At 57.4% G+C, this 11,679-nt stretch carries 8 protein-coding genes; 5 read left to right on the forward strand and 3 right to left on the reverse strand.

Translation table 11 applies throughout. The features are described from left to right. Window positions 1–1,308: 1,308 nt before the first annotated feature. The 4 genes from AC0L3H_RS00165 to AC0L3H_RS00180 all read left to right on the forward strand — a co-directional run bounded on the left by AC0L3H_RS00165 (window position 1,309) and on the right by AC0L3H_RS00180 (window position 6,508). Window positions 1,309–2,028, forward strand: a complete 720-nt coding sequence (locus AC0L3H_RS00165; RefSeq protein WP_051505893.1) for a Crp/Fnr family transcriptional regulator — start codon at window positions 1,309–1,311, stop codon at window positions 2,026–2,028. A 409-nt stretch (window positions 2,029–2,437) separates the two neighbouring features. Then, entirely contained in the window at window positions 2,438–3,208 is a 771-nt protein-coding gene (locus AC0L3H_RS00170) for a response regulator transcription factor (protein WP_473584060.1), read from the forward strand. A 59-nt stretch (window positions 3,209–3,267) separates the two neighbouring features. Continuing rightward, window positions 3,268–5,208: a GNVR domain-containing protein gene (locus AC0L3H_RS00175; RefSeq protein ID WP_473584308.1), complete on the forward strand. Its 1,941-nt coding sequence runs from the start codon at window positions 3,268–3,270 to the stop codon at window positions 5,206–5,208. Window positions 5,209–5,641: 433 nt separating this feature from the next. Next, window positions 5,642–6,508 carry a sugar transferase gene (locus AC0L3H_RS00180; protein ID WP_473584061.1) on the forward strand — a complete coding sequence of 289 codons (867 nt, stop codon included), beginning with the start codon at window positions 5,642–5,644 and terminating at the stop codon, window positions 6,506–6,508. A gap of 86 nt (window positions 6,509–6,594) precedes the next feature. Here the strand turns inward: AC0L3H_RS00180 and AC0L3H_RS00185 are convergent, their stop codons facing one another. Together AC0L3H_RS00185 and AC0L3H_RS00190 are read right to left on the reverse strand one after the other, a co-directional pair. Further along, window positions 6,595–6,837 (reverse strand): hypothetical protein, encoded by a 243-nt coding sequence (locus AC0L3H_RS00185; protein WP_473584062.1) that lies wholly within the window; start codon window positions 6,835–6,837, stop codon window positions 6,595–6,597. A gap of 441 nt (window positions 6,838–7,278) precedes the next feature. After that, window positions 7,279–7,497 carry a hypothetical protein gene (locus AC0L3H_RS00190; RefSeq protein WP_091590003.1) on the reverse strand — a complete coding sequence of 73 codons (219 nt, stop codon included), beginning with the start codon at window positions 7,495–7,497 and terminating at the stop codon, window positions 7,279–7,281. Window positions 7,498–7,862: 365 nt separating this feature from the next. Here AC0L3H_RS00190 and AC0L3H_RS00195 point away from each other — a divergent pair, with 365 nt between their 5' ends. Next, window positions 7,863–9,512 carry an FG-GAP repeat domain-containing protein gene (locus AC0L3H_RS00195; protein WP_473584309.1) on the forward strand — a complete coding sequence of 550 codons (1,650 nt, stop codon included), beginning with the start codon at window positions 7,863–7,865 and terminating at the stop codon, window positions 9,510–9,512. Between the two features lie 347 nt (window positions 9,513–9,859). Here the strand turns inward: AC0L3H_RS00195 and AC0L3H_RS00200 are convergent, their stop codons facing one another. Further along, window positions 9,860–11,557, reverse strand: coding sequence for a glycosyltransferase family 39 protein (locus tag AC0L3H_RS00200; RefSeq protein ID WP_473584063.1), 1,698 nt, complete (start codon window positions 11,555–11,557; stop codon window positions 9,860–9,862). Window positions 11,558–11,679: the final 122 nt, after the last annotated feature.

Raw genomic sequence — 11,679 nt, forward strand, 5'->3', positions numbered from 1 at the left:
TCGCGGGCGCCGGGACGGCCCGTATCGTTTCGACCAGGGTCGGGCGCTGCTTCGCCCCGGCACAAGCGCCCTCTACATCTGCCCGTCCAGCCATTCCCGCAAATCGCGGTCCTGCTTGTTTTCGGCAACGGGCAGCGAGGGCCGCCTCCAGACATACCAGATGGCGGCAAGCACCCCGGCAGCCCACGTGCCGGCGAAAACATTCGCGATGAGGTCGATTGGAACCTCCCAAGCCGGCTAGAACATTAGCACGGCATCATTTAGGAGGGCGACACCAATTAGGAGTAGAGCAGAGCGGGTGGAGCCGTAGGAGCCTCACCGCCACCCACCGTCTCAACCAGCTATCCCTTGCGAGGTCGCGGCCAAGACGGCGATGAGCAACAGCCATGCGGTCACCTTGAAGACGGCGCATAGCATTCTTCGTCAATGGCAACGATCGGACGCAACGCTGCTCAACATATCAAGCGCCGAGCAATCCAGTGCGGTTGAAGCGGCCGCCCGCAGCGTCAGACATACCCCCTCTTCAGGGTACGTGGCGAGTGGTCTCTTCGCAGCTGCGAGGCAATCGGGGGGCGAAGCTAACGCGAATGGAGTATACCTCGCGCCTGTGTCGCGGCTGAACCCGGAGACAATTTGGCTCGAAGGAGGGACTGTCAATCGACCTGTTCCTGGAACTGCAGCGAAGGTTACTCATCGAGTCGCCGAACCTGTGAACGAACGCTCTTGTCCGTTCAAACCTCGTCACCGCAATGAGGAAATCTCGAACCGGGCCCAGCGCGACCTGCCGGTTTGTGACGCATCTGGCCTGCGGCGGTTGCACCTGAGTGACCCGGTGTTGCTCGATCTGGCGGAACCCCGAGGTGCAATCTGCGAGTGAAATCAGAAGCTTGCATGGATGGGGTAGCGGTACGTTCCGCCCGATTTTGAACGACCGCCGGTTCGCCCCCGACAACGTCAGCGCGATCGCAAGCCAGCAGCAATGCCTGGCCTTGCTGTCGGTAGGCGAGCCAGTCACGCCGAAAGCCATAAGCGATCCGGAAGGGTGGCGTGTTCGAAAGTTGCACGGTGTCGCCAAGCACTTCCGACCGCCGGAGACCTCGCCATTCGAATGGATGGTGCAGAAGGGCGGTCGAACTTTATGATGAATTCGGGTGCCACTGCGCTCGATCAGGCGTGATCCTTGCTTTTTTGTGAGAGTGCAGTGCAATATCACCCAATGGTTGTAGCCCGTGCAGGGTACTCAACACATCAAAGCTGGAGTACGTTTTTGCGTAGGGAGGGTATCAGGGGAGGATTGGCGGGGTTCGAATGACGTATGCTACAAGCCTTTCATTGAGTGAGAATGAAAACCGTCCGACCTCAGTCGCAGTCAAAAGCGACGATAAGGCGTATATCAAGGCGCTAGGCTTCGTGCCGAAGCGATATGCGGCGGAGACCGCTATCGTCAATCAGGGGGAGGACGGCGATCGCGTCTTCATAATCGAGTCTGGCTGGGGTTGCATTTCTCATGACCTTGCCGGTGGACAGCGACAGATTTTGGACTTTGCCCTGAAGGGCGACATTGTCCTGCCACAGACCTACACGGGCGCTGCTCTTCAGACATTTGTGGCTCAAACCGACCTTGCGGTGCTGGAAGCCTCGGCCAAGACGCTTGCTCTTGGAGCAGCAAAGTCGCCACACATAGCCTCGCTTTTTCTTGAAACGCTCGCGCGCCAGCGAGCGCTTGTTGCCCAACACCTCACCAATATAGGCCGACGCAGCGCCCTGGCGCGTACAGCGCACTTGCTGCTCGAACTGAGAGCGCGCTTGGAGCGCGTCGGCGCTGCCAGCCGCACTGGCTTTGCATGCCCTCTCACCCAGTACGACCTCGCGGACGCGCTCGGCCTGACGCCGGTCCATGTCAATCGAATGCTGCGGGAATTACGGGAACGCGGTTTTTTGGAGTTCCGCCAAGGTCATGTCCGCGTGCTGGATCGGCTGGGCGTAACGAAGTTTGCCGAGTTCGACGACAGGTATATCGATGGTTGACACTTGTTTTGGCGCACGATGCAAACGCGGCGCGACGCGCCTTGAAGCCGCACTGGCTATCGGCGACGACGGCTGTCTTTACCGACGGGCTACCCGCGCCTGGCAAACAACGCGCGGTCCAGATCGCGGTCGGTGTGTTCTCTGGCTAACCCCTCCTAGACCAAATTACTACGGCCAAGTGAAGGGGCAAAAATTTTTTACGTTTTGTTAACCTAAATTAGTGAAGGCACAGCTTTTAGGCTATAAACATTAGTGACGGGGTAGTGCTGTCCAAGGTGGGGCTTTGGGAAATCCCGCAGTTATAGTGAAGGCGACGCGAACAGAACACTGTTCGCGGGAAATAGTATTTGCCTGAAGTATATCTCGTACTGGATCTCGAAACGTTGGGTAGAGTTTGGGGAGTAAGTTCATGGTTCCGACAATTCAACTGGATAACAAATCACCCGGTGCACTGGAATTCGTATCGCGCAAGGCCGGGAATGGAATACATCTGCATAGACACGGCTTGACCGAATCCTGCCTGGCTCTGCTGGACGAGCGAGTGCTTGACCGGCAATGTCTTGCGCAATGTCTGACCGCCTATGGCATCGGCAAGGAAATCCTGTCGTTCGGTTCGATCGAAGAGTGGCGGCATCAAGAGAATGCACTGTCGATATCGGCCATTCTGCTGAACGTGGGCAGCCGAAAGGTGACAGATGCAAGGACCGGCAGCGAAATTGCCGATCTTGTGAATGAGGCCCACCCGATTCCGGTGGTGATTTTGGCCGATACCGACGATCTGGAGCAGATTCTGAAGGCGTTGAATTATGGCGCAAAAGCCTACATCCCTTCATCGATCCGGTTCGAGATCTGTGTTGAAGCCGTAAATCTTGTCCTTGCCGGTGGCACATTTGTCCCTGCAAGCAGCGTGCTTGCCCAGCACAAGGCAATTGACACGTCAGTCGAAATGACAAGGCCCATGGCGAGTGTGTTCACGGAGCGGCAAGAAGAGGTCGTCCAGGCTCTCAGGCGTGGGAAGGCGAACAAGATAATCGCTCATGAGCTCAACCTTCGCGAGAGCACGGTCAAGGTCCATATCCGCAACATCATGAAGAAGCTGAAGGCGACGAACAGGACGGAGGTCGTCTACAAGCTCAATGAGATGTTTCCTGGCGCCCACCTGTTGGGCCGATCGAGCTAAACGGTTGTCATCATAACAGTGGCGCGGCTGCATGCTCGAACCGGGACCCATCGGTGGCGATGCTGCTCGACCGTTGCAGTTCGCCGCTCTTTTTGTTGCAGATATGGATTGAAGCCATGCTAGACCGGCCGTCGGCGGCAATTGCTCACAAGCCATGGCTCGGGGCGGACGCACCGCAGGACTTTATCAGCCTCGCTGACGTTGTCTCGTTTGCTCGGCAGTATCTTTTCTCGATTCTGGCGTTCGTCGTCGCCGGAATCGTTTTCGCCACGTTCTACTTTGCAACCTCGGATCCGATTTATTCGGCGCGCACCCAGATCCTGATCGAACCGAAGATACCCAAAAACCTTCAGCAGCAACCCGCCGAAGTGAACCTGTCGCTCGATACCGCTCAGGTCGAGAGCCAACTTGCAGTTCTGCGCTCCCAGAAGATCGCGATGATGGTGATCGATGACCTTGGACTCATGGACAATCCAACTTTCGCAGATCTGGACGGTCCGACCATAGGCGAGAGGTTTCGCAGAGCCTGGACGAGCATCGTCGATGCCGGCGGGCTCCATGCCGGCAATGCTGCGCTGACGGATTTCTTCCATCGCGTGCTTCCCTGGCCGGATCGAATGGAGGCGAACAGCCCGCAGCTGGAATCCGAGCGTCGGCGTCAGGCGGTGGAGATGTTCAGCGATGGCCTGGATGTCCAGCGTGTCGGTGTCTCCTATGCAATGGACATCACATTCCAGTCTCAGGATCCGGCATTGGCGGCACGCATCGCGAACGCCACGGCGGAAGCGTTCGTGCGCGAGCAAGTGCAAACGACAACGGCAACGGCTAGCGAAGGCATCGCATGGTTGGAAAGGCGGATGCGGGAGGTCGGTGATCAGATGAACCGGGCGACCCGGGTCGCCCAGCAGTTTCGCGCAAAACACGACTACAGCATCGGTCAGGACGAGACGTCCGTCGCCGGACAGGACGTCGCACACAGCGAAGGACAGCCAACACACCAGATTACGCTGGAGCAGTTGGAGGTTACCGCCGACACCTATCGAAAGATGTATGAGAGCCTGCTCGCGGCGTATACAAACTCGGTCGACCAACAGCCTTATCTGATCGCCGATGCTCGCGTCATCACGTCCGCGACGAGCCCCAAGACGGCAAGTCGGCCGCGCAAGACGCTGATCCTCGCCTTTGGCGCACTTGCCGGGATGGTAGCTGGCATCGGGTTCGCTGTGGCGCGACGCGGGCTCGATCGGAACGTGAGGACCCCGCGTCAGATCCGTCGCGAACTGGACCTGGCCTGTATTGGAGAATTGCCGCCGGTCAGCTTCAGGCGGGGTGGTTTTGGCCGGCTTGACGAGGTGCTCAGGAACCCGGACTCTTCATTCAGCGGCAGCCTCAGGAGCGTCAAGGCGATCATGGGCCTGGCCGGGGCCAACCCTTCAAGGCGTCGCATCGGAATTACATCCGTGTCCCCCGGCGACGGAAAGAGCACCATTGTAAGCAATCTGGCGGCGCTGTGTGGGAGAGCGGGCACAGCGACCCTCGTGATCAACGCCGACGATAAGTCGGCACTGGCCAACGAACGTCTCTTTTCCGCCGATTTCAACATGATCGATCGGGATTCCGGCAGCCCCAAAGACATCGGCAAGCAAATCCGATTCATTGAAAAGACATCGTTTTATTACTTGAAGAACGATGCGTCGAATTCGGCGAATTTGCTTGTTCCCGATAACATGGAGAAATTGCTGAACGAAGTTGGTAGTTACAGTATCGTCATTGTTGAACTCCCACCGTTTAGTTCAGGAGCCGAAGGCCTTGCTCTCTGCCCGCTTCTTGATGGCGTGATTGTGGTGGCGCAGTGGGGCGTGACGTCGCTTGATCAACTGGAAGACCTGACGCAGACACTCAAAAGCACCAATTCTTCCGTCCTTGGCGTGTTGATGACACGTGTTCGTACTGTTTCGGCTCGGCGTTACCGGAAGCGCGCAGGTCAGGCGCCGCGCTGACATGCTGTCCTCCTCGCGGTGGCGTCGAGCTAATGCATGTCGCGCAAAAGCATGCCCTCCAGCTCGAACCGAGGGTGCGCAGCGGTCTCGCGCGACGACGACATGCATCAGACAAGAACTTAAAGCGCGTCGCATGAATCCGTTCAAACGCGACGCGCTTTAGAGCCCAGCGGCAAGTCTCGACACCGCCCCGTCAATCCGGCACCTGTCAAAGTGAATCCGCGCCCCTTCAGGGCGTCGCGAGCCGAACAATCGATTCCGAAATCCTGCCAGGCATTGCACGGAGCAGCCATTCGTCCGTACCCGGCCTAGCAACTAAGGGGTAGGCCACGCTGCCAAACACCCCCGATCTACCACCTTTTCCCTGCTTGCCGGAGATCAACCATCGTCGCCAAAATGCAAACGAAAAGTTGAAATCGAGCGCAAGCGGAAAATGTCCAACGTGATCGAAAGTAACCTGCGGCAGTGCGAAGACCTGGCTATTGAAGGCTGGGTTATACTGAGCGGAGCCAGGCCTGCCGCGACTTCGCTTCTTCGGCGCGAAAGCGACGCGGCCGCGAGATCGAATACGCCGGACCTTTCTTCGCCTCAAATCAACGCAAGCCATGACCATGGCGCCGTTCCGTTTGAGCCGGATATGCGCACGGCAAGCATTGAGGACGATGCGCGGAGCGAAAGCCGACAGCCGCTCGGCGGTTGGGCCAAGAGGCTGCTGGATCTGATGGTAGCCTCGACAGCGCTCATCCTGGCCGGTCCTATCCTGATTGTGATCCCGCTTCTGATCAAGGCGACCACAGGCGGTCCGGTGCTGTTCGTTCACCAGCGCATTGGTTTCGATGGAAAGGCCTTCGACTGCTACAAGTTCCGCACCATGGTGCGGAATGCCGAGGAGGTGCTCGAACAGCATCTGAGTTGCAATCCACAAGCCGCCCAGGAGTGGGCGGCCAATCAGAAGCTGAGCTGCGATCCGCGTATCCTGTTTTTCGGAAGGATGCTTCGCAAATCGAGCCTGGATGAGCTGCCGCAGTTGTTCAACATCTTGCGGGGCGACATGAGTTGCGTCGGCCCGCGTCCTGTCGTTGCCGACGAATTGCAACGCTATGGCGCAGCATCGCATGAATATTTGAAGACGCGGCCAGGACTGACCGGCCTCTGGCAGATAAACGGGAGAAACACGACCGAGTATTCGCATCGCGTATTGCTGGACACGCAGTACGTTCGGACATGGTCTCTACGCCGCGATCTTTCGATCCTGATGCGGACGATACCGGCCATGATGAAGTTCGATCAGACCTCCTGACCTTGGCTATGTAAGGGGGGCTATGTCAGGGGGCGCGGCAGAAACGGCCTCAAGCGATTGTCGCCCACAACGGATTGTCGCCCACTTTATTGTCGCTTTGGGCGATGCCGCAGCACGGCAATTGCAAGGCCGACCAGATAGGCAATTTGGGTGACGACAACAAGATAAAACGTCGAGCGGATGGTGTTTGGAACAGACAGGTGAAGAAAACTGCCTACAGCGACGCTGCCGACGATCACCACCAAGGTCGCCACGATCAGCGCCGGCGCGCGCAACGTAAACCCTATTGCCAGGGCAAGACCGGCAACGCCGACAATGGCAAGCAACACGGCGATCTCCTCCCAGGGTCAATCGACGCCGCGCAGACGAACCCTGTCCCAAGGAAATCAGAGTCGCTCGTTTTTGTGAAGCCCAAACCTTCTAGCTCGGCGGTTCCGGCGGCGCAGTCAGGGTCTGGACCCCCGATGGTCAGGATGTGAAATGCAGGTTTCCGTCGTCGTGGCATTGATTTGCACGGGAATCCTGGGCCTCGTCGTCTATAGGCGCTGGTCGATGATCACTGCGCTCATAGCCTCTCTGGCGTTTTGGTGCGACGGCAATCGGGACAATAGCCTCGAGCCTCGCTTGGCGGCTCTTCTGTTGGCAATGCCAGTGGGGGCGGGGTGGCCGCGGAGGTCGACGCGATCCGCGTCGAGTGTCCGCGCTTGATCCGCAGCCGAACCCTCATCAGGCCAACGATCTGGCTTTTTTGGCGGGCAAACGCAGCCACTTCAGTCTGCTCTGTACGGAACCTCGTCGAACATGAAGCCGGCGAGTTTAATGATGCGTAGGGCTTCCATCACCTGACGATCATCTATCGTGCCTTCCCAACTGGAGAGTATGGTGTCGACTTCGAAGTCGAAGCCGTGCAATCCCATGACATCGGCCAGGTTCCTGCGGATTTCGGCCCTGATGGCCCCGTCCAAAGAAATGATGTTGTCCTTGCTCATCGCCGAACAACATTAGCGGATCTTAATATTTCCGGTACTTGACCGAAAGGAGGAACCCTTCATTAGCCAACTCACGAAGGAGCCGATCGCCTTCACCTCAACCACGGTTCCGGCTTTGCCAGGACCGCGCCCTCAAACGTGGTACACATACTCCCTTTGGGCCTCTAACGGCCGCCTAGCCTCACGTGCTTTGCTCGGGCGACTTGGAGGCCGGATCATTCTCGGAGAAACGGTGGCCAAAAAGGCCCAGTCGAGGTTTTCCTATTCGAGCCGATGTCGTGAGCATTAAGGTCTTTCAGATGCTGTTGAGCACATTGGAACGGCGGAGACGGCACTGTGCCGCTTGGTGGACCTGCTTGCTGGCAATGGCCATGATAGTGGGGTGCACGAAGTTCACGGCCAGCGAGCCGGTGTCGCTGTCGTCGGCTGCGCTGTGGGATGGCCTCGAATTTCGAATGCAAGTCGTCGACGATCGATCCGGCGACGTAAAGATGGTTGGTGACATTGACGGCGACGGCCTCTTCGACCTCGTGATCGGAGGCGAAGTCAAGGAAGCGTTGGTTTGGTATCGTGCACCGGATTGGCGTCCATATCTGATCGGACGGCCCAAAAACCAGTTTACGACCGACGGTGCGTTGGGCGACATCGACAGTGACGGCGATCTTGACATAGTCGTTCCCGATGGGCCGGAAGGTGCCAATCTAGTGGGGTTCCAGAATCCACTGCCAAGCGGAGACCCTACCGATGGCGCACAATGGCTCCGTCGGGAGATCGGCGAGATCGGAGGTTGGGGCAAGGATGTCAAACTCGCCGATTTCGATGGTGACCGACGTCTAGATATTGCAACGCGGTCGCAAGATAGCGTCATCATCTTTTTCCAGAATGCTGACGGATCATGGATGGGCCGCCCTTTGACGAGCCGCGACTTTGGTCAGGAAGGGTTGGGTATAGGGGACATAGATGCTGACGGCATACAGGACATCGTCGTAAGTGGAGCCTGGCTAAAAAATCCAGGATATGCACAAGCACGAGTGGACGAATGGGAGAGTTATTCGATAGGGCCGGCACCTGAAAACTTCAAAACGGTCGTTGCGGATATCGATCAAGACGGCCAACCCGACGTCTTGTATTCATCCTCGGAGGACGTTGCAGACATCGTGTGGTACAAAGCCAAGGATGGAAATCCCCGAGGATATTGGAAAAGCAACAAAATATTGCCTCTCGTCGAGAAGGCGCACACCCTGGCCGTCGGCGATCTGGACGGAGATGGCGATCCAGACCTCATGGTGGGTCAGATGCATACCTCCAGCGACCGATTGATCGCCGCTGTCTACAATATCGACGGGCGTGGTGAGATGTGGAGGGTCCAGGTCATCGGTCAGGGTGGAGTCCACAATGGCGTTCTCGCTGATCTCGACGCTGATGGTGATCTTGATGTTTACGGCTCCAATTGGGTGACGAATCCGCCAGTTCACATCTGGGTCAATGCGCTCGATTTGCCCCGCGACCGGTTGCCTCTGGACCGATGGGAACTCGCGGCTTCAATAGACACAGGGCAGCAAACATGCACCCTCTCAACAGACGACGTCGATGGAGATGGTGTGACCGATGTGGCTTGCGGCGCATTGGCATGGCGCAACACTGGAGGCGATCTTGCAGAGGGCTGGCCACGAGCAGTCAACGCCAGGGTCAAAAACTCCGCAAACGATGAATCGAATGGGCCGCGGCTAGTGTCACCCGATCTTGCGCCTCTGTCGGCTGCTGACCTCAACAGCGACAATGCGCCGGATGTGATCGCGGCGGGTACTACTGGGTTGGGCGGCCTTTATATCCTCGCCGACCATGGCAACGGTCGTCGAGGCCTGCAGTATATTAGCTCCGGCAGTTTTGTGGCCGCGCGAGCCGTTGACCTCGATGTCGACGGCGATCTCGATATTGTCGCCCTCTCCAATGGCGAATTTCCGTCGCTTTGCATTCTGCGCAATCTTGCGATTTCTCGCGATCGTCGGGGCTAAGAGAGTGCCGTCCACAAAACGGCTGGAGGCACTTTTTGAACAGCCTGCCGCGAACTGCGGGTAGACATTGCAACAAAAAGAAAATGCCGGGATCCGGCGACAGCAAGGAGCGGTCGCGCTTCACCGTAGAATGCGGCCCGTGGCTCCGCCTGCGGCATGCGCGTCGGCTTCGACAGGTCGAAGCTGACGCAAAAAAGCAATGTCATATTTCGGTCGACCTGCCCCATGCTTCGGAGCTGCACTCAGGAGAATGTCCGCTTGCTTCGAAACTGCAAAGGATTAACAGGCGCCGTTCGGCCACGCGCAAGCCGCCTGCTGCGTTGGTATGGCACGCCGAAGGTCAAACCTTAATCATCGCGTAGTTCACCCTGTGCCGTCGGATCGTGAGCGGAGTAGCAGGTATACTTTGACCAGGGTCCGGTTTGTGTCGCGTGGCAATCAACGCCCTCAATATCCTCCATGACGGTATGATCATATACTGCCGAGAATCCGCGCTCGCGAATTCGCCTGATCTTGCCTTCGAGGTCAGACGGTATGGGGTCGGGAGAGGGCCCCGGAAAAATGCTCCAGATGAGACCACGTCCAGGCTTCTCACTGAGAAAGCTGATGAGATGCGGCCTCGGATCAGAGTATCCCTGATAATCGGGAACGAACTCCCGGACCCTTACGTCGGCTCCGGCGCGGGAAAAATAAAAGCCGAACACTTTCGGATGCAAAAATTCGGGGTAGGGAGTTGGGAAGCCCTGATCGAGGATGAAAAGGACTTCCGAGACTCCAGCGTCCTTCAAGATCGCGCTTTCGTGCTCCCATGTCAGGTGTTTGTTAATTTCTGTAGAGCTTTGGACCCCCCAGATCAAGGCACCTGCAAAGAACACGGCAACTGTCGCGTAGCGTGCGCATAAGCGAGTGCTCGGCATTGCGTCGATGAACCATATCAAGCCGAGGAAAAGGCCAGGTGCAAAGGGGAACAGGAAGCGAGGCATGAAAGTAGGTCGAAGTACTGCAATGCCGAGAAAAAGGCATAACCCAAGGAAGCTTACCAAGGCGGTCAGGAATAGCGGGGATGATCGGATGGAGTTGCGCAGGCGCGCTATCCACAACAACGCGACGTTGGTCACGCGATAGCGGCGCAGCGTGCCTTCATCAGCCGCGTTTTTGGCATCGATGAGAAGCGCCGCACCAATAACGCAGACCAGGAGGAGGGCGACATAGATTTCGCCTGCCAGGAACTTCAACGCACGTCCGAGATCGAAGAGCGACAACGGCTTGAGCCAGAAGTTCTGGGAATTGGTTATGTGCAAAATGGCTTCGTAGTGGCTCAGGAAGACCGCGGCAACTGGCGTGTAGGCAAAACCTGCAAAGGCAATCGCGAGGGGCCGCGTTCGCCAAAAAAGAAGAAGAAGCGACACCCCCTGGACTGCTGACATGACCAAGGTCGTGTAATGGTTCAGTCCGAGAAACAGCCCCGACAGCGCCCACCCGGTGATGTCCCCGGTCTCGCCTTTGCCCCGTAGCGCACGAAAGAAGAAAACGGTTTGCAACACGGAACCGAGCACCGTGAAGGCGTAGCTTCTCGCCTCTTCGGCGTAATACAAACTGGGAATCCACAGCGCGATGATGATCGTGAACAAGGCCCTTTGATGCAGTGGCATCCGTCCGCGCAACAGCATCCATGCCATTAATGGCGCAGCGGCGGTGGCAATCATGCCAGGCGCACGAATTGCAACATTAGACACGCCGAAGAGTTGCCCCCACCCCCAGACAGTCAGGTAGTAGAGGGGTGCGTTTACATCGATCCCCAGAATCTCACGTGCCCCGCGCCAGTCCTGCAGTGCAATCGTCGCGGTCCACACCTCGTCATACCAAAACGCCTCGTCTGAGTTGACGAGCCAACGCAACATTGCCCCCATTGCAATGGCGGCAAAGACGCAAAATAGGGTGAACTTCCTGTCAATTCCGTCCTTGGGCTCTGAAGCGACACTGTTACCATCGATGGAATTGTTCTGAATGTAACTACCTGGCTCGACTTTGAGAACACTCACCATTGCCCCTGATCCCGCCATCGTTATTCAGGACGCATTTGTAATATTGGCAAGCATAGAGATTTATTGCCGTTATGGATGCAATTTTGAACGCGGTCTACACGTCTGGAGCTCCCGCGGTGCGC

It is taken from the genome of Mesorhizobium sp. WSM4816, from assembly GCF_055811535.1.